The organism is Aeromonas sp. XH (genome assembly GCF_033348475.1).
Lineage (GTDB): Bacteria > Pseudomonadota > Gammaproteobacteria > Enterobacterales > Aeromonadaceae > Aeromonas > Aeromonas sanarellii.
The window spans coordinates 2,178,782-2,197,506 of the sequence record NZ_CP137630.1 but is presented as its reverse complement, the minus strand read 5'-3'; the positions used below and the strand labels follow the sequence as shown (position 1 = coordinate 2,197,506).

Here is an 18,725-nt window from a genome sequence, read left to right as displayed (position 1 = left end):
GCCCCTTGTTTTTAACATCTCGTTATCACCTTTGCTCGCCTTCCTCGATCCAAGCCATTACACTTCGCTGCAACTCTGTACCGGTGGGCATCCTGGGTGGATGTCGCCGTGTCTGTGATGTCGTCCGATAAGGAAACTAGCAATGGCATTGAAAGACGCCCCTACCTCAGTTCTGCTCGAAAACGTTCTCAGCCTGGTCCATCAGAAATTGCCCAAAAACAGCGCTTCCCTGGTCGAATGCTTCGTCGCCAAGTTCTACGGCAACATGGCGAGCACCGATCTGCACGATCGCAATGACAGCGATCTCTATGGCGCCGCCCTCAGCCTGTGGAATGCGCTCAACCTGCGCACCGGCACCGATCCCTACATCCGGGTCTACAACCCCGAGCTGACTCGCCACGGATGGCAGTCTCCCCATACCATCGTCGAGATCATCCTGCAGGATTCCCCCTTCCTGGTGGACTCCATCCGCATGGCCCTCAAGCGTCGCGGCATCACGGCGCACATGATGCTGCACCAGCCGCTGCACCTGATCCGCAGCGAGGGGGGCAAGATTGGCGCCATCCTGGATCTGGACAACACGGCGTCCCAGACCTCGGTGGAGACCGCCTTCCTCATCGAGATCGATCACCTGACCGAGGAGGAGGAGATGGAGGCCCTGACCGCCGAGCTCAATTCGGTGGCACGGGAAGTGGCCCTGGCGGTGGGGGACTGGCAGCCCATGCTGGCGCGCCTGAACGAGATCATTGAGGAGCTGCCCAAGCGCAAGCACCCGGTCAGCCAGGCAGAGGTGGACTCCTGCGTCGCCTTCCTCAAATGGGTCGCCGCCCACAACTTCACCCTGATGGGATATCGTCGCTACGACGTCAAGGCGGTGGAGGGGGATCACGAGATCCTGCCCCGGCCCGAGTCCAGCCTGGGCCTGATGAAGAATTCCATCAAGGACGAGGGGCAGCGCCTGGGCACCATGCCGGCCAGCGCCCGCCACGCGGCCCTGAGCTCCTCCTTGCTGATCCTCACCAAGTCCAACAGCAAGTCCAGGGTGCACCGCCCGGCCTACGTGGACTACATCGGCATCAAGCGTTTCGACGAGCACGGCAAGGTGGTGGGGGAGGATCGCTTCATCGGTCTGTATGCCTCCTCCATCTACAACACCAGCGCCACCCAGATCCCCCTCATCAGCCATCGCCTCGAGCGCATCATGGCCGCCTCCGGCTTTGAAACGGGCTCCCACGCCTACAAGGCGCTGCTGAACGTGCTGGAAACCTACCCGCGCGACGAGCTGATCCAGGCCCGGGAAGAGGAGCTGCTGGCCACCGGTCTCGGGGTGCTGGAGATGCAGGAGCGCGACATGCTGCGCCTGTTCGTACGCCGGGATGTCTACGGCCGTTTCTTCTCCTGCATGGTCTACGTCACCAAGGAGCGCTACAACACGGCGCTGCGCATCAAGACCCAGCAGATACTGCAGAAATATTTCGGCAGCAGCGAGGAGGTGGAGTTCAACGTCTACTTCACCGAGGGCGTGCTGGCACGGACCCACTACATAGTGCGGGTCAACAACAACAACGTGGATGTGGATGTGAACGAAGTACAGAACAACCTGATCGAAGCCGCCCGCAGCTGGGATGACCGCCTGGACTCCGTGCTGCTCTCCCACTATGGCGAGGCCCGTGGCAACGAGCTGCGCCGTCGCTTCAGCACAGCCTTCCCCCGCGCCTACAAGGAAGACGTGCTGCCGGGCTCCGCCGTCGCCGACATCATGGCCCTCGACGGCCTGAGCGAGGCTGAGCCGCTGGGCATGCTGTTCTATCGCGCCCAGGAGGAGGAGAACGATCGCCGGGTACGCCTCAAGCTGTTCCACCGCGCCGAACCCATCCACCTCTCCGACGTCCTGCCCATGCTGGAAAACATGGGGCTGCGCGTCATCGGTGAGACCCCGTACCAGGTGCGCACCCCCACCGGCGAGGTGTTCTGGATCCTGGACTTCTCCATGCTGCTGCGCGGTGATCAACCGTTCGATCTGGAGCAGAGTCAGCAGCGGTTCCAGCAGGCCTTCGCCGCCATCTGGAACAAGCAACTGGAAGATGACGGCTTCAACCGTCTGGTGCTGGGGGCCGGTCTCAGCGGCCGCCAGGTCTCGGTGCTGCGTGCCTATGCCAAATACATGCGCCAGACCGGTGTCTCCTTCAGCCAGTCCTACATCGAGGAGACCCTGACCCGTTATCCGGATATCGCCGAGCTGCTGTTCACCCTGTTCGAGCAGCGCCTGGACCCCGCCGGCAAGCAAGACGCCAAGGTACAGGCCAAGCTGCACGAGCAGCTCGCCGCCAAGCTGGATCAGGTGGCGAACCTGGACGACGATCGCATCATCCGCCGCTATGTGGAGATGATCGACGCCACCCTGCGCACCAACTACTACCAGCTGGACAAGGAGGGCAAGATCAAGCCCTACATCTCCTTCAAGCTGGCGCCTTCCAGCATCACCGACATGCCGCTGCCGCTGCCGAAGTTCGAGATCTTCGTCTACTCCCCGCGGGTGGAAGGGGTGCACCTGCGCTGGGGCAAGGTGGCCCGTGGCGGCCTGCGCTGGTCCGATCGCAAGGAGGACTTCCGTACCGAGGTGCTGGGTCTGGTGAAGGCGCAGCAGGTGAAGAACACCGTCATCGTGCCGGTGGGCGCCAAGGGCGGCTTCTACTGCAAGCAGATGCCGGCGGGCGCACCCCGTGCCGTCATCCAGGAGGAGGGCAAGGCCTGCTACCGCCTGTTCATCCGCGGCCTGCTGGATGTGACCGACAACATCATCAAGGGTGAGGTGATCCCGCCCAGGTCCGTGGTTCGCCACGACGAGGATGACTACTACCTGGTGGTGGCCGCCGACAAGGGCACCGCCACCTTCTCCGACATCGCCAACGAAATCAGCCTGGAATACGGCCACTGGCTCGGCGATGCATTCGCCTCCGGCGGCTCGGTCGGCTACGACCACAAGAAGATGGGCATCACCGCACGCGGTGCCTGGGAGTCGGTCAAGCGTCACTTCCGCGAGATCGGCGTAAACTGCCAGACCACGGACTTCACCTGCGTCGGCATCGGCGACATGGCGGGGGACGTGTTCGGCAACGGCATGCTGCTCTCCGAGCACACCCGGCTGGTGGGCGCCTTCAACCACATGCACATCTTCGTCGACCCGACCCCGGATGCGGCCAGAAGCTTCGTCGAGCGCCAGCGCCTGTTCGAACTGCCGGGCTCGAGCTGGGATGACTACAACCGTGAGCTGATATCGCAAGGGGGCGGCATCTTCCTGCGCTCCGCCAAGTCCATCAAGCTGAGCCCCGAGATGCAGACCCTGCTCGGCACCGACAAGGCCAGCATGGCCCCGAACGAGCTGATCAAGGCCCTGCTCTGCCTCAACGTGGACCTGCTGTGGAACGGCGGCATCGGCACCTATGTGAAGAGCGCTCGCGAGAGCGACGCCGACGTCGGGGATCGCAGCAACGACGTGCTGCGGGTCAACGGCCGCGATCTGCGTGCCCGCATCGTGGGCGAGGGGGGCAACCTCGGCTTCACCCAGCTGGGCCGGGTGGAGTACGCGAGCCAGGGTGGCCGCATCAACACCGACTTCACCGACAACGTGGGCGGGGTGGACTGCTCCGACAACGAGGTGAACATCAAGATCCTGCTCAACCAATTGGTGGCAGCCGGCGATCTGACCCTCAAGCAGCGCAACCAGATGCTCTACGAGATGACGGATGCGGTGGCGCAAGTCGTCATCACCAACGCCTACCGTCAGTCCCAGTCCATCTCGGTCACCGCCTTCCGCGGCGCCGAGCAACTCAAGGAGCAGCAGCGCTTCATCCAGGGGCTGGAGCGCGAAGGCAAGCTGGACCGTGCCCTGGAGTTCCTGCCCTCAGACGAGGAGCTCTCCGAGCGGATGGCGGCAGGGCAGGGGCTGACCCGTCCCGAGCTTGCCGTGCTGGTGGCCTACGGCAAGATGGTACTGAAAGAGCAGCTCAACTGCCCGGAAGTGACCGAGGAGCCCTTCCTCGCCAACATGCTGGTCACCAGCTTCCCGGCCCAGCTGCAGCAGCAGTTCGGGGCCCAGCTTGCCCAGCACCCGCTGCGGGGCGAGATCATTGCCACTCGCGTTGCCAACATGCTGGTCAACGACATGGGGCTCAACTTCGCCAGCCGGATGAAGGACGAGACCGGCGCCTCGGTGGCCGAAGTGGCCTGCTGCTTCGCCATGGCCCGGGAGGTGTTTGGCCTCGGTACCCTGTGGCGCGACATCGAAGCCTGCGACAACCTGGTGGACGCCAACACCCAGCTCGAGCTGATGTTCTACAGCCGTCGCATCGTGCGCCGTGCCACCCGCTGGTTCCTGCGTGCCCGCAACCGCAGCTGGAGCATCGGCGAAAACATCGCCTTCTTCCGTCCGGCCTTCGAGACCCTGGGGGAGCACCTCTACGAGGTGATGGACGAGAGCGAAGTGGCCGAGCACAGACAGGCGGTCGCCGCCCTGATGGCCAAGCAGGTGCCGGAGGCCATCGCCCGTCAGGTGGCGCACATGAGCAGTCTCTTCTCCTGCCTGGATCTGGCGCAGATCGCTGCGGAGCACAAGACCGACATCCTGCGCGCCGCCAACGTCTACTACCGTCTCGGTGCCAAGCTGGATCTGCACTGGTTCCTCGAGCAGATCAACCATCAGCCGGTGGGCAACCACTGGCAGGCGATGGCGCGGGCCTCCTTCCGCGAGGATCTGGACTGGCAGCAGCGCAGCCTCACTTCCGTGGTACTGGAAGGGTGCAAAGAGCAGGGGGAATGCGCTACCATACTGGCCGACTGGATTTCGGAGCATGAGCAGCTCTTGTCCCGTTGGACCCACATGTTGGCCGACTTCAAGACCACCAGCACCCACGAGTTCGCCAAGTTCTCCGTGGCCTTGCGAGAGTTGAACCTGCTCCAGTTGAATTGCCGAACTTCGATATAACGTTTATTGGCATCATCAAAGCCCCGGCCAGTCGCCGGGGCTTTTTTTAAGGAGCAAGCATGCTGTACCCCCTCGCCAGGCATTTCCTGTTCAAGCTCAATCCGGAACAGGCCCACGATCTCTCCATCAAATATTTGCCCCGCCTTCTCGGTACACCGCTCGATTGTTTCTTCCGCCATTCACTGCCCCAACGCCCCGTCACCTGCATGGGGCTTAATTTTGCCAATCCGGTCGGTCTGGCGGCCGGGCTGGACAAGGATGGCGAGTGCATCGATGCCTTTGGGGCCATGGGATTTGGCTTTATTGAAGTCGGTACCGTGACCCCCAGACCCCAGAGCGGCAATGACAAGCCGCGCCTGTTCCGGGTTATTCCGGCAGAGGGGATCATCAACCGGATGGGATTCAACAACAAGGGGGTCGATCACCTGGTCGCCCGGGTACGGGAAGCCAAATATCAGGGCGTCATCGGCATCAATATCGGCAAGAACAAGGATACACCCATCGAGCAGGGCAAGGACGATTACCTGATCTGCATGGACAAGGTGTATGACCATGCCGGTTATATTGCGGTCAATATCTCCTCGCCAAACACCCCGGGTCTGCGTCAATTGCAATACGGCGATGCATTGGATGAATTGCTGGCCGCACTGAAACAGCGCCAACAGGAGCTGGCGGAAAAATATAAAAAGTATGTGCCGCTGGCCGTTAAAATTGCCCCCGACTTGAGCCAGGATGAAATTAACCAGGTGGCGGCCTCCCTGATCAAAAACGGCATCGATGGGGTCATCGCCACCAATACCACCCTCGAGCGCGACATGATTTACGACATGCCCCACGCCGGCGAGGCGGGGGGCCTCAGCGGCCGTCCGCTCCAGCATAAGAGCACCGAAGTGATCCGTCAGCTGGCCAAGGCCCTCGATGGTGCACTGCCCATCATAGGGGTAGGGGGCATCGACAGCGCCATGGCGGCCCGGGAGAAACTGGCGGCGGGTGCCACCCTGGTCCAGATTTACAGCGGCTTTATTTATAAGGGGCCGAACCTGGTGAAAGAGATCGTCACCAATATATAAAAAATAACCGGCGGCCCTTATTTAACGTTGCTCAAATTCTCGACATGGAATAAAGTCGAGGGACGGCTTAGATAAGGGCTCCACCATGTGCATCCAACCCAATGATAATTGGCAGTGGCATTATGACGCTCAGGATGATCGTCTGATGCTGGATTTATCCGATCGCATGATATTTGCCACCGAATATAAAGGTCGGCAACTTGTCCCCAGCTCCTTCACCACCCAGCCTTTTTGCGTGGACGATGCCGCCCTCTATTACCAGTTGATGGACAAAGCCGCCGAACTTGATTGGAGTGTGCCCCATCAGGTGCAGCTGGTACTCAATGCCATCGCCGTCAGCCGCTTTTATAAACCCTTGATGCCACAAAGCTGGTTCTTTCATGAACAGCAGACTCACTTTATTCCGGATATGGGCGCCCTGGTGTGGATGGAGACTCCCCATGGCCGGGGGGAATTCATGGTCATCGAAGCCGGCGAGCAGGCCAGCGTCTGTCTGAATCTGACCGAGGAACTGGTGCTGACCACCAGCAAGACGCTGCCACGGTTTGCCGTGATCAAGGTGATGAATAACCGGATGCAATCCAGAGTCCGAGTGCAGGCACAATATCGCCACGTCAGCTGACCTCGAATATTGCGAGCGTAGCAGGTTGAAATATGAGCAGGCCTGCAGCCATCCTGTCCCGTTATTTGCCGCCGTACTGCCAATCTGTGTGATTTTTGCCACCGGCGGGCAAGACCTTCGATATCGTTCCCTTGAAATAAGGAGGCATCGCCCGTTCATTCCGGAGATCCTGCTGCCTGCGAGGGGAGGAGGGCGACCTCATGCCGTACCCGGCGCCGTTAATATTCGTGTGATGCCCAAGGTTCGGGTGCCGAGCGCGGGCCGATAAGGTATAATGCGGCACTATTTTTATGGCATCCCCGTGAGCGTGATGAAAGAATTTTTTGCAACCTGCCCCAAGGGGCTGGAAAACCTGCTGGCCGTCGAGCTGACCAATCTGGGCGCGGAGCAGGTCCGTGAGACCGTGGCCGGCGTCCACTTCAAGGGCGAACTGGCCATCGGCTACAAGGCCTGCCTGTGGAGCCGCTTTGCCTCCCGCATCGTGCTGGTGCTCTCCGAATTCCAGATGAACGACGATCTGGATCTCTATCTGGGAGCCCACACCATCCCCTGGGAAGAGCACTTCTCCGGCACCGCCACCATAGCGGTGGACTTTACCGGGACCAATGCTTCCATCCGCAATACCCAGTACGGGGCGCTCAAGATCAAGGATGCTATCGTCGATCGCTTCACCAAGCGCGGCCACGTGCGCCCGGACGTGGACAAGAAGTCCCCGGACATCCGCATCATGGCGCATCTGGGCAAGGGCAAGGCCAACATCACGCTGGACCTGTCCGGTCCCGCCTTGCACCAGCGCTTCTATCGCCAGGGCACCGGCGAGGCGCCCCTCAAGGAGAACCTGGCCGCGGCCATGATCGCCCGCAGCGGCTGGGCCGGCGAGCCCATGATGGATCCCATGTGCGGCTCCGGTACCCTGCTCATCGAAGCGGCCTTCATCGCCGCCGACATGGCGCCGGCCCTGCGCCGCGAGCGCTTCGGCTTCGATCGCTGGCTGCAGCACGATGGCGAACTGTGGCAGAGCCTGATGATGGAGGCCCAGGTGCGTGCCAAGCGCGGCATGCAGCGCTGCGAGGTGAAGCTGTTCGGCTGTGATGCGGACTCCCGCGTGCTGGCGAAGGCCCGTGACAACGCGAAAGCCGCCGGCGTAGCCCACCTCATCACCTTCAAGCAGGCCGACGTCACCGCCCTGGAGAACCCGCTGCCCATGCCGGCCGAAGGGGAGGCGCGCCAAGTGGGCATGCTCATCTCCAACCCTCCCTATGGCGAGCGTCTTGGCGAGTTCCCGGCGCTGCTGGAAGTGCACCAGGCGCTCGGCGACGCCCTGCGCCGCAGCTTCCAGGGCTGGCGAGTCACCATCCTCTCCGCCTCGCCCGAGCTGCTGAGCTGCCTGCGCCTGCGCGCCGACAAGCAGTACCGCCTGTTCAACGGGGCGCTCGAGTGCCAGCTGCGCAACTACCAGATCGCGCTGGACTCCGTTGCCTCCCAGAAAGAGGTGGCCCAGGACTTCGCGAACCGCCTGCGAAAGAACCTCAAGGCCCTGGAGAAGTGGGCCAGCAAGGAAAACCTCGACTGCTATCGCCTCTATGACGCGGACTTGCCGGAATACAACGCCGCCATCGACCGCTACCGGGATTATCTGGTGGTGCAGGAGTATGCCGCGCCCAAGGACATTCCCGCCCAGAAGACCCGTCAGCGTCTGCTCGACATGGTGCAGGCCGCCATCAAGGTGACCGGCATGGACGGCGAGAAGGTGATCCTGAAGGTGCGCGAGCGTCAGGAGGGCAAGCAGCAGTACCAGAAGCTCTCCGAAGAGCAGCACCGGATGGAGGTGCAGGAGTACGGGGCGCGGCTGTGGGTCAACCTCTACGACTACCTGGACACCGGCCTCTTTCTCGATCACCGTCAGACCCGCCGCATGCTGGGCCAGATGGCCAGGGGCAAGCGCTTCCTGAACCTGTTCGCCTACACCGGCAGCGCCACCGTGCACGCGGGGCTCGGCGGCGCCCGCGAGACCACCACGGTGGACATGTCCCGCACCTATCTCAACTGGGCGCAGGACAATATGCGCCTGAACTCGCTGGTGGGCCGTGAGCACAAGTTCGTCCAGGCGGACTGCCTGAAGTGGCTCTCCGAGGCGGATGAGCAGTACGACCTCATCTTCATCGATCCGCCCACCTTCTCCAACTCCAAGCGGATGGACGAGAGCTTCGACGTGCAGCGGGATCACCTGCTGCTGATGCAGCATCTCAAACGCCTGCTGGCGGCGGACGGCACCCTGGTCTTCTCCAACAACAAGCGCCACTTCAAGATGGACCTGGCCGGACTCGAGGCCATCGGCCTCAAGGCCCAGAACATCACCGGCAAGACCCGGCCGAAGGATTTCGAGCGCAACCAGCATATCCACAACTGCTGGATCATCACCCACGCCGAGGCGCAGGGCTGATGCTGACCCTGTTTCACACCGACGGCTGCCACCTGTGCGAGCAGGCCTGGGCGCTGGTGAAGCAGGCCGGGCTGGCGGGGCTGACCCGCCGCTGCGACATCCTGGACGATGACGCCTGGCTCGCGGCCTACCGGGTGCGGATCCCGGTGCTCTGCGATGAGGCCGGCCGCGAACTGGGCTGGCCCTTCACCCTGGCGGAGCTCCAGGCGTGGCAGGCCCAGGGGTGATACCGATTTGACGATGAAACGGGGGCAGATCCAGTCTGCCGCCCGTTTTTTCATAAGCAACAAGGAACAAACATGGCTCTTTTGACATTGCACGGCGCCTCCCTGTCGTTCAGTGACTTCCCGCTGCTGGATCAGGCCGAGCTCACCATAGAGCGGGGAGAGCGCCTCTGCCTGGTGGGGCGCAACGGGGCGGGCAAGTCCACCCTGATGAAGGTCATCGCCGGCGAACTGCCGCTGGACGACGGTCGCCTGGTGTTGCAGCAGGACTTGAAAGTGACCCGTCTCGAGCAGGATCCCCCCGCCTCGAGCGAGCTCACCGTGTTCGATTACGCCGCCGAAGGGCTGGCCGGGGTGGGGGAGCTGCTCAAGCAGTATCACCATGTCTCCATGGCGCTGGCGAGCGACCCCTCCGATGCCAACATTCGCACCATGAGCCAGTTGCAGGAGCAGCTTGACTATCAGAACGGCTGGCAGTTCGAGACCCGCATCAACCAGGTGCTGACCTTGCTCGATCTCGACCCCGATGTGACCCTCGACAGCCTCTCCGGCGGCTGGCTGCGCAAGGTGGCCCTGGCCCGCGCGCTGGCCTGCGATCCGGATCTGCTGCTGCTGGACGAGCCGACCAACCACCTGGACATCGATGCCATCAACTGGCTGGAAGAGTTCCTCAAGGACTTTCGCGGCGCCATCGTCTTCATCTCCCACGACCGGGAGTTCATCCACAAGCTGGCGACCCGGATCATCGATCTCGATCGCGGCGTGATCACCTCCTGGCCCGGCAACTATGACGACTACCTGCAGGGCAAGGAGGAGTGGCTGCGGGTCGAGGAGCTGAAAAACGCCGAGTTCGACCGCAAGCTGGCCCAGGAAGAGGTGTGGGTGCGTCAGGGGATCAAGGCCCGCCGCACCCGCAACGAGGGGCGGGTGCGCGCCCTCAAGGCGATGCGCATGGAGCGTACCCAGCGCCGCGAGCTGCAGGGCAAGGCCAAGCTGCAGCTGGACGAGGCGGGCCGCTCCGGCAAGCTGGTGTTCGAGACCGAGGGACTGGGTCTGGACTTTGGCGATCGCACCCTGTTCCAGGGGCTGGATTTGCAGGTGCTGCGCGGGGACAAGATAGCCCTGGTTGGCCCCAATGGCTGCGGCAAGTCGACCCTGATCAAGCTGCTGCTGGGCCAGCTCGAGGCGTGCCGCGGGTCGGTGCGCCAGGGAACCAACCTGGAGGTGGCCTATTTCGATCAGTACCGCGAGCAGCTCGATCCCGAGAAGACGGTGGTGGACAACGTGGGGGAGGGCAAGCAGGAGGTGATGGTGCGCGGGCGTTCCCGCCACATCCTCGGCTACCTGCAGGACTTCCTGTTCGAGCCCAAGCGGGCGCGTACCCCGGTGAAGGCCTTGTCAGGGGGCGAGAAAAACCGTCTACTGTTGGCCAAGCTCTTCCTCAAACCCAGTAACTTGTTGATTCTCGATGAACCAACCAACGACCTGGATGTCGAAACGCTGGAATTGCTGGAGGAGCTGCTCACCGATTACCCGGGCACCCTGCTGCTGGTCAGCCACGATCGCCGTTTCATCGACAATACGGTGACAGGCTGCTGGCTGTTTGAAGGGGATGGGCGGATCAGCGATTATGTCGGGGGCTATGCCGACATGATGGCCACCCGCGCCCAGCAGGCTTCCCTGCTGGCGGCCAAGGCGGCGCCGGTCAAGGTGGCAGAGCCTGTCGCGCAGGCGGCAGAGCCGGCGAAAAAAACGCGCAAACTCTCTTACAAGTTGCAACTGGAGCTGGATAATCTGCCGGCCCGGCTGGAGCAGCTGGAAGCCGAGCTCGATGCCCTGCAGGCCGAGATCAACCACCCCGGTTTCTTCTCCCTGCCCGCGGAGCAGACCCAGCCCAGACTGGATGCATTGAATGCGGCAGAAGCCGCATTGGAACACGCCTTCTCCCGCTGGGAGGAGTTGGAAGCGTTGAAACATCAAGACTAAGGAAGTAGATGAAAAAGCAATTATCCATGCTGGCCATCCTGGTCGGCGCCAGCCTCAACGCGCAGGCGGCACAAAGCTCCTTTTTCACCATCGTCGATGACGAAGTCAAAGGCTATGCCAGCGCGATCAGCGCGGATGGCAGCGGCCTCGTCGGGATCAACACCAAGAACAACATGGCCGAGTACTTCTCGACCGTGCGCTCTGCCGACTTCCTGGTCGATCGTTTCCGTTTCGAGCAGGGCTGCTTCTTGTCTAGCTCCGTCTGCGACTCCTTCTGGGATGACAATGCCGGTTTTGCCTACCAGTGGCGCCGTGACTTCCTCGACAAGGTCGATCAGCGCAACAACCTGGGTTACGTGCAACAGAGCGAGACCGACGGCCTGGTGACCGCGCTGGGGGAGGTGCCGGCGGATCGAGTGGGTTACAAGATGGATGGCAAGCTGCGCACCGCCTTTGCCATCGTCAATGACGGCAATCCGGTCGCACTGAAGGATGCGGCCAGCACCCATGGCGTGAGCGTACCGGCCGCCATCAAGAAGCTGGACAACGGCCAGTATCTGGTGACCGGCACCGCCGCCACCGACAAGTATCGCCACAAGGTAGGCGGCGATTTCTACAAGTGGTGCTTCGAGGGCAACGACGATGAGTACGGTGACTTCCGATACTGCCCAGGTGCCGATACCCAGGCCAGCTTCTGGCTGCTCAATGGCTCCGGCGGCCTCAACAAGCTGATGCAGGCACCCGACTATGCCCATCGACGGGATGAGGTGCTGCAGACGGCCTCCGCGCTCGGCGCGGCCGAATACAATGGCACCCTCTATGGCGTGGGTTACAGCTCCACCGGCGAGGTGGGGTCGGGGGACCTGGATGGCCGCAACCTGGCCAGCTACTGGGCTCTGGATCTGAACGCCGGCACAGTGGGCGCCACCAAGGTCATTCCGCTGCCGGATGGCGAGCCGGGCAAGGACGACGGCGTGCTGCAACATAGCTGGGCAGTGGCGGTCAACGACAACGGCTACGTGATAGGCAACCAGCGCTACCGCATCAACAAGGGTCAGAACCGCCCGGTGGAGATGTTCCTGTTCAATCTGGGCAAGCCCGGCACGGCGGCCACTCTTCCCCTGCAGGACAAGCCGCTCTCCGGCTCCGGCTCCGAGGCGGCGGCCATCAATGACCACAACATGGTGGTCGGCTGGCGCGACTCCCGTCATCAGACCCAGCCGGTGGTCAACGGCACCAACCGCATGCAGGAGGCCTTCCTGCTCAACGCGGCTGCCCCGAGCAACAGCTGGTATCTGAACGACCTGATCTGCGGCCTGAACGATGCGGGTGCCAAGCAGTGCGCCCAGAACGGTTACTACTACCACATCGCCTATGCCAGCGGCATCAGCAGCGATGGCACCATAGCCGCGACCGCCTACCGCTACGCCAGCGAGAGCGATCTGAACAACCGCACCAATGCGACCGTGGTGGCCGTCAAGCTGACGCCGGCGGTGGCGGACTACCAGGGCAACACGCCGGCCAGCTATGTGGTCAGCAATGCCCCGGTCAACAACCAGACCGGTCAGGATGGTGAAGGTGGCGGTGGCAGCCTGTTCTGGTTGACTCTGCTGGCCTTGCCCTTTGCCTGGCTGCGTCGTTACCAGCGATAAAAATGTGTCATGAAAAATTAATGCGCTTCAGTATCTTGTGTCACAACCCCTGAATAGCATGGAATTTTTTGTTTGACCCTGCCTCCCCCCTGGGGTAAAGATGAAGGCGACCGGTGAAAAACTGGTCGCTTTTTTTGTTCCACGAAGAGGGTCGTAGATGATGAAGAGACAGAAACGGGACCGTCTGGAGAGAGCTCGCGCTCGTGGTTATCAGGCTGGCGTAGTCGGCAAACAGAAAGAAGCGTGTCCGTATCAATGCCTGGATGCCAGAGGGCACTGGCTTGGTGGTTGGCGCGACGCCATGGAAGGGCGAGGCTCAGGCCTCTTCATGAAGTAACCGATACTTCATCACTCATTTCAAACAGGAAAGGGGCCTTGGCGGCCCCTTTACGTTATCCCTCTGGCACTGAACCAGAGCGGAAGATCAGAATGCGGTGGTGTCTTTGAACAGACCCACTTTCAGGTCGGTCGCGCTGTAGATGGGACGACCGTCCACTTCCACCACGCCGTCGGCAATGCCCATGACCAGCTTGCGATTGATGACGCGCTTGAAGGTGATCTTGTAGGTGACCTTCTTGGCGGTCGGCAGGATCTGACCGGTGAACTTGACTTCACCGACACCCAGCGCACGGCCTTTGCCAGGGCCGCCTTTCCAGCCCAGGAAGAAGCCGACCAGTTGCCACATTGCATCCAGCCCCAGGCAGCCCGGCATGACGGGATCACCGGGGAAGTGGCAATCGAAGAACCAGAGGTCCGGGGTGATGTCGAGCTCGGCCAGGATTTCGCCCTTGCCATGCTCGCCGCCGTGGTCATTGATCTTGACGATGCGATCCATCATCAGCATGTTGGGGGCGGGCAGCTGGCTGTTACCCTCACCAAATAATTCGCCACGGCTGCAGGCAAGCAGCTCTTCACGGGTAAAGGACTCTTTGCCTTGTTCGCACAGGGAGAGGCGGGGATTAGTGGTGTCGTTGTCTAGGGTCACGCTGTTTATCCTTCATATGGGTCAAAGCCGGGCCAATTTAGCGTACAGTTGTTCGCCAAACAACTCCGATCACTTCATTCAATGGCCGAATAGCCGGTCGAGCAGGCGCCGCAGCAGGCCGCTCTTGGCGGTCGTGCCATTGAGCTCGTCCAGCCGCTCCTGAATGCGGCCAAACAGGGTATCCGGCATGTCGGGTTCACCCGCGACGCAACCGGTCAGCAGTTCGATGGCCTCTTCCACGTGATCCACCGGATGGATATGGAACTGGCCAGCCTCGACGGCGGCGATCACCTCGTCGGAGAGATTGAGCTGCTGGGCGTTGGTGCCGGGCAGCAAGATACCTTGCTTGCCGGTGAGACCGTGGATCTTGCACACCCGGAAGAAGCCTTCGATCTTCTCGTTCACGCCGCCCACCGCCTGCACGTTGCCAAACTGATCGACCGCACCGGTGACGGCGAAGTGCTGGTAAATGGGCTGGCGGGCGAGGGCGGAGAGCAGGGCGCACAGACCGGTCAGGGAGGCGCTGTCGCCATCGATCTCGTGGTAGGACTGCTCGAACACCAGGTTGGCCGAGAGGGGGGAGGGGTTCTCGGCACCGAACTTGTTGGAGAGGTAGCCGTGGATGATCATCATCGCCTTGGCATGGATGTGTCCGGCGAGTTCCGCCTTGCGCTCGATGTCCGCCACGTCCCCGTCCCCCAGGTGAACGGTGGCGGTCAGGCGCACCGGCTCGCCGAAGTCGTAGGGGTGACCCGCGACCTGGATGACGGAGAGGCCGTTGATCTGGCCGACCTCCTCACCGTCGGTCTGCAGCAGGATCTGGCCGTCGATGACCCCCTGATCCGACTGTTCCACCAGGTAGTTGAGGCGGTAATCCTGCTCCTCCAGGGCGAGCATGATGTGCTCATCGGTCACGCTGCCTGCTTCCAGCTCGCGGGCCAGGCTGTCGGCCATGCGCATGATGGCGCCGAGCTGTACCTCTTCGATGGAGAGCCACTCCTGATGATCGCACAGGCGGCTGGCGTGGCGACAGAGGGCGAGAAGGGCGCTTGGGGTGAAATCCAGCAACTCCCAGCGCTCGCGCAGCCAGGCCAGATATTGCAGAAATTCGGGCAAGTCCTCTTCGATATTGACCTCGGAAACCAGGTCGGCGCGCAGGAAGATGCGTTCCGCCATGTCTCGGTCCAGCATCTGGAACTCGGCCACCTCCAGTCGATCGCCCACCAGGATCAGCTTGAACCGGATCGGTGTCGCCTCCGGGGTGAAGAAAGGCGTCAGCGTCTTGCCTTCCTGATAGGCATTCCAGTCCAGCTCGCCTTTTTGCATGGCGTTCTTGAGCTTGAACCAGAGGTGGGGCTGATCCAGCAACTCGTCGAGTTGCAGGATGAGGTAGCCGCCGTTGGCTTCCCGCAGCAACCCCGGCTCCAGCAAATGCTGGTTGGCATAGACCGAGCCTTGTTCCGTCTGGTAGTTGATGGAGCCGAACAGGGTGTCCCAGTTCAAGTCGCGACCATAGATGACGGGGGCCTGCTGATCTTCATGATGAATGAGCAGGTTGATGAGCACGGGGTGCTGGAACTCGAGCCCCTGGGCCACATGGGCGGCAAGATCGGAGAGAAAGTCCACGATCTTGGGGTCGTTGTTCTGCTTGCGGATGATCCGGGTGACGAGGCGCTCGGCATCCAGGTGATGGCTCATCAGCTTGAGCAATTCACCGACCATTTCGCAGAATTCGAAACCGGAGCCCGGTTGCAGCCTGAGCCAGATGGGCTTGAACGGGTTGTTCAGGTTCTCGGTGTAACAGAGATCGAACAGATCGCCATCCTTGCCATTGGAGGTAGCGATCAGGGTCTGGCAGACATTCTCATAATCCGCACCGGGGAAGCCGTTGAGGATCATGACCGGGCAGTCACCGTCAAAACTGGCCAACCGCTTGATGCCCGAAATGGCTCTGGGCTGCAGGGCGGCAAAAGGGATGGGGTCGAGCTCGCTGAGCGCGGGAAACTGCTCAATCGTGAAAGCGGGTTTTAGTTGTTCTGATGTTAATTCAGCCACTTAAGACATCCGGTCGGGAATAGGATCAATTGTCAGCATTATACACAGTTCAATTGAGGGGAACAGGAAACAAGCATATGTTATTTAACATAATATACATTATGCGCGGTTAGGTTAGGCCCGTTCAGGGGTGCCAGAAACACAGCCGCCGCAAGGGCTACCGCCGTGCCTGCACCTTTTGAATACTTCGCCAGGATCTCGTACCACGCCTTTTTCAGCTCGGGATCCGTGGCCCTGACTGCCGCCATGCTTAACAGCACTTCGCTGACGTCCAGACCTGCGGCTTCTGCCATTTTTTTTGCAGTGGCATCAGTGAGTTGCGACTTTCCTTTGTTCACAGCAGAGATGTATGAGGTGGTAAATCCCAGCTCTGCGGCAACTTCCTGAAACTGGCTGTACTTTTTGGCCCTCATGTAGGCCAGAAGCAGCGCTTTAGAGTCCATGTTTCTGTCTCCTGAGTGGTTAGACAATCGGCCCATCATACCGATTTTGCCGGAAAACGGCTTGTTTCCATTCAACTCATCACATGGTTGAATGCAATCAACAAACCATTTGATTGCATGAACCATGACCCACTCTAGCCCACAAAACCAAGATCTGCCCGCGCTCATCGAGCGCAAGGTCTACTGGCAGCCAGAGCCGACAGGCGATTACTCCGCCTGCATCGCGGGTCAGGTGGAGATGTTCCGCGACCTGCACGAGCTGCGGGTCTATCTGACGATGACGTACCCCGACACCGTATTCGAGCTGGTCGAGGTCACGGAAGAGACCTGGCAAGGCTTCTATGACCAGGGAGTGTTTTTCGATGACTGGTCATAGCTCCGTGATGCCGATAAATAGGGTTATCGGCGCCAACACCCTGATCGACTATCTGTCCTTTACCTGGGCACCGGATGAACTGCGCCGGATGACCGACTTGGCCAAGCAAGGCGCACTGCTCAAAGCCATCCCGCGCTTTGACACTGCCAACAAGGCGCTCCAGGCGGCGTTTGCTGCCCCTGCGGTGGAAGGTCTGCGCTACCTGTGGAAACGTCCGGTGGGCTTCGCTCCCCTCACCCGTTTTGACAAGGTGACGGAACGGCTGTGTGAAAAGGCCGCCCCCAAACCCTTGGCCGTCAAAGCCCCCTCCCCTGTGCTCACGCCGTCCATGACCGAAATGATGGAGCAGGCCCTGCACTCTGGGTACAAGTCCCGGGCTGACATGCGCCAGGAGCTCAAGGCCGTCTGCTCTGCCCTGCTCCAGTTCTCCGAGTTCGAGGTTGTCCAGGGCGCCAAGTATTGGGAAGCCTACAACGACTTGATCGACTGCTACGGCGTCCAGTTCCTGGATGCCCTCTGCTGCAACGAGATCGAGCTGTGGCTGGAAGAGCTGAATCAGCGTATCGGAGTGCCCATCCCCGAGCCGCGCTTTACCATGCGCCCTCGCCGCTCCGGTCTGCATGGCTACGCCAATTCCGCCGACCTGCTGTGTGATGGCCTCCCCTGCGGCCTCATTGGTTGGGGTGCCGCTAACCATGGCTGTATGGTGAGTTTTTCCGGCGTGGGTTGTGCCGCCCTGGATTTCCAGGCTTTGCATGCTGTTATCTCTCACATTCCTGGCGTGCGCATCACGCGGGTGGATCTCGCCCTGGATGACTACAGCGGCGAGCACATCACCTACCAGGGTGCCATTGCCGGCGCCGAGGCTGGCGAGTTCCATCCCCAGCGGGGCCGCGCCCCGTCCTGGATGAAGATTGAATCCGGCGAGTTCGTGATCTCCGAGGTGTCCAAGGGCATCGCCAAGCGCTTTGGCATGGTGCCGACCAAGGGCTGTTCGTTCTACGTGGGTAGCCGCATCAACGGTAAATGCGCTCGGGTATACGAAAAGGGCAAACAGATGCAGTCGGCAGAGTATCCGAACTGGGTACGCGCCGAAGGCGAGTTGCACAACAAGGACCGGATTATTCCGCTGGACGTCCTGGTAAACCCTGATCCCTATTTTGCGGGCATGTATCCGCAATTTGAAAAATGGCTGACGGCAATGCAGCAAGCGGAAATAAAACCCGTGCGCCTGACCACCTTTAAAAACAAGTTCAAAACGTCCAGGGATAACGCCGTTTTTAATATGTCCAGGATGGCGGGTCGCCTTGTTAATTGGTTAGCAAACATCGAGGGGCTATCCCCTGAGAAGATTGTTAACCAATTAACTGCGCACCTGGAAGAAACAGATATTCCAGCGCGATTAAGAATGCCGCTCCCTCCTGACCTGGATGAGCTGCCCCTATTTTCGACCTAACCAAGGTTCTTCAACGAGGTAATAACAATGTCTATTCTGTCCGGTGTTCTGGTCACTCGCGTGACCCATGGCTATGGTGTTTCCCGCAAATCTGGCGCTCCGGTGCCTTATGACTTTGCCCAGGTGGAATACCTGGCACTGGCAAATAACGTCAACAAGCCGGAGTGCAATATCACCTCCTGGGGTTATGAGGTTCGCCAATTGGCCCTGCGTAATGACGCCGCCACCATCAAAGAGCTGGCCGATTGCCCTAAATTGGTGGCCGTGGATCTCGTCCTGGAAGCCGATCCCCAGAATCCGACCCGTAACGTGGTCGTCGGTTTCCAGCCCACCAAAAAACCGCTGTAATCGGCGCGCAACGAGGAGGAGGAGCGAGGGCGCGCAGCGACCGACGACGAGGGCGCAATCATGCTTTGTCTCGATATTACC

The 18,725-nt window shown here is 60.9% G+C and carries 14 protein-coding genes; 11 read left to right on the top strand and 3 right to left on the bottom strand.

The window, feature by feature from the left end:
* The first annotated feature begins 142 nt into the window (after window positions 1–142).
* From R2B70_RS10215 to rmf, 8 genes are all read left to right on the top strand, one after another.
* The gene (locus tag R2B70_RS10215) at window positions 143–4,984 is read left to right on the top strand and encodes an NAD-glutamate dehydrogenase (protein ID WP_318161382.1); all 4,842 of its coding nucleotides are present in this window, start codon (window positions 143–145) and stop codon (window positions 4,982–4,984) included.
* A gap of 59 nt (window positions 4,985–5,043) precedes the next feature.
* Entirely contained in the window at window positions 5,044–6,054 is a 1,011-nt protein-coding gene (pyrD, locus tag R2B70_RS10210) for a quinone-dependent dihydroorotate dehydrogenase (RefSeq protein WP_318161381.1), read from the top strand.
* Window positions 6,055–6,139: 85 nt separating this feature from the next.
* Window positions 6,140–6,676, top strand: a complete 537-nt coding sequence (locus R2B70_RS10205) for a cell division protein ZapC (protein ID WP_042076249.1) — start codon at window positions 6,140–6,142, stop codon at window positions 6,674–6,676.
* Window positions 6,677–6,950: 274 nt separating this feature from the next.
* Window positions 6,951–9,119, top strand: a complete 2,169-nt coding sequence (gene rlmKL, locus R2B70_RS10200) for a bifunctional 23S rRNA (guanine(2069)-N(7))-methyltransferase RlmK/23S rRNA (guanine(2445)-N(2))-methyltransferase RlmL (protein WP_209792365.1) — start codon at window positions 6,951–6,953, stop codon at window positions 9,117–9,119.
* On the top strand, window positions 9,119–9,346 hold the full coding sequence (locus R2B70_RS10195) for a glutaredoxin family protein (protein ID WP_209792363.1): 228 nt from the start codon (window positions 9,119–9,121) through the stop codon (window positions 9,344–9,346). The genes rlmKL and R2B70_RS10195 overlap by 1 nt, the downstream gene beginning before the upstream one ends.
* Window positions 9,347–9,418: 72 nt before the next feature.
* On the top strand, window positions 9,419–11,329 hold the full coding sequence (locus R2B70_RS10190; RefSeq protein WP_042076254.1) for an ABC transporter ATP-binding protein: 1,911 nt from the start codon (window positions 9,419–9,421) through the stop codon (window positions 11,327–11,329).
* Between the two features lie 8 nt (window positions 11,330–11,337).
* A complete protein-coding gene (locus R2B70_RS10185; RefSeq protein WP_042076256.1) occupies window positions 11,338–12,981 on the top strand; it encodes a DUF3466 family protein in 1,644 nt (547 codons plus the stop codon).
* Between the two features lie 157 nt (window positions 12,982–13,138).
* Window positions 13,139–13,318, top strand: coding sequence for a ribosome modulation factor (gene rmf / locus R2B70_RS10180; protein WP_005315693.1), 180 nt, complete (start codon window positions 13,139–13,141; stop codon window positions 13,316–13,318).
* 87 nt (window positions 13,319–13,405) lie between these two features.
* On the opposite strand, the gene fabA is transcribed toward rmf, so the two are convergent.
* The 3 genes from fabA to R2B70_RS10165 form a co-directional block, all read right to left on the bottom strand.
* On the bottom strand, window positions 13,406–13,966 hold the full coding sequence (gene fabA, locus R2B70_RS10175) for a 3-hydroxyacyl-[acyl-carrier-protein] dehydratase FabA (protein WP_042076258.1): 561 nt from the start codon (window positions 13,964–13,966) through the stop codon (window positions 13,406–13,408).
* A 78-nt stretch (window positions 13,967–14,044) separates the two neighbouring features.
* Window positions 14,045–16,021 carry a Lon protease family protein gene (locus R2B70_RS10170; RefSeq protein ID WP_042076261.1) on the bottom strand — a complete coding sequence of 659 codons (1,977 nt, stop codon included), beginning with the start codon at window positions 16,019–16,021 and terminating at the stop codon, window positions 14,045–14,047.
* Window positions 16,022–16,101: 80 nt separating this feature from the next.
* Window positions 16,102–16,590, bottom strand: coding sequence for a helix-turn-helix domain-containing protein (locus R2B70_RS10165; protein WP_318161380.1), 489 nt, complete (start codon window positions 16,588–16,590; stop codon window positions 16,102–16,104).
* Here R2B70_RS10165 and R2B70_RS10160 point away from each other — a divergent pair.
* The 3 genes from R2B70_RS10160 to R2B70_RS10150 are packed head-to-tail and all read left to right on the top strand — an operon-like array spanning window position 16,589 to window position 18,644.
* Window positions 16,589–16,840, top strand: a complete 252-nt coding sequence (locus tag R2B70_RS10160) for a hypothetical protein (protein ID WP_318161379.1) — start codon at window positions 16,589–16,591, stop codon at window positions 16,838–16,840. The two genes, R2B70_RS10165 and R2B70_RS10160, sit on opposite strands and share 2 nt — an antisense overlap.
* Window positions 16,827–18,296 carry a replication initiation factor domain-containing protein gene (locus R2B70_RS10155; RefSeq protein WP_318161378.1) on the top strand — a complete coding sequence of 490 codons (1,470 nt, stop codon included), beginning with the start codon at window positions 16,827–16,829 and terminating at the stop codon, window positions 18,294–18,296. The genes R2B70_RS10160 and R2B70_RS10155 overlap by 14 nt, the downstream gene beginning before the upstream one ends.
* A gap of 27 nt (window positions 18,297–18,323) precedes the next feature.
* Entirely contained in the window at window positions 18,324–18,644 is a 321-nt protein-coding gene (locus tag R2B70_RS10150; protein WP_223949935.1) for a hypothetical protein, read from the top strand.
* Window positions 18,645–18,725 lie beyond the last annotated feature (81 nt).

Excerpts from the sequence above, each read along its gene's own strand:
- R2B70_RS10195 (WP_209792363.1), top strand. The coding sequence starts at position 9,119 with ATGCTGACCCTGTTTCACACCGACGGCTGCCACCTGTGCGAGCAGGCC.
- R2B70_RS10155 (WP_318161378.1), top strand. The coding sequence starts at position 16,827 with ATGACTGGTCATAGCTCCGTGATGCCGATAAATAGGGTTATCGGCGCC.
- R2B70_RS10205 (WP_042076249.1), top strand. The coding sequence starts at position 6,140 with ATGTGCATCCAACCCAATGATAATTGGCAGTGGCATTATGACGCTCAG.
- R2B70_RS10215 (WP_318161382.1), top strand. The coding sequence starts at position 143 with ATGGCATTGAAAGACGCCCCTACCTCAGTTCTGCTCGAAAACGTTCTC.
- R2B70_RS10185 (WP_042076256.1), top strand. The coding sequence starts at position 11,338 with ATGAAAAAGCAATTATCCATGCTGGCCATCCTGGTCGGCGCCAGCCTC.
- R2B70_RS10165 (WP_318161380.1), bottom strand. The coding sequence starts at position 16,590 with ATGGTTCATGCAATCAAATGGTTTGTTGATTGCATTCAACCATGTGAT.
- rlmKL (WP_209792365.1), top strand. The coding sequence starts at position 6,951 with ATGCGGCACTATTTTTATGGCATCCCCGTGAGCGTGATGAAAGAATTT.
- rmf (WP_005315693.1), top strand. The coding sequence starts at position 13,139 with ATGATGAAGAGACAGAAACGGGACCGTCTGGAGAGAGCTCGCGCTCGT.
- R2B70_RS10160 (WP_318161379.1), top strand. The coding sequence starts at position 16,589 with ATGACCCACTCTAGCCCACAAAACCAAGATCTGCCCGCGCTCATCGAG.
- R2B70_RS10150 (WP_223949935.1), top strand. The coding sequence starts at position 18,324 with ATGTCTATTCTGTCCGGTGTTCTGGTCACTCGCGTGACCCATGGCTAT.
- R2B70_RS10190 (WP_042076254.1), top strand. The coding sequence starts at position 9,419 with ATGGCTCTTTTGACATTGCACGGCGCCTCCCTGTCGTTCAGTGACTTC.
- pyrD (WP_318161381.1), top strand. The coding sequence starts at position 5,044 with ATGCTGTACCCCCTCGCCAGGCATTTCCTGTTCAAGCTCAATCCGGAA.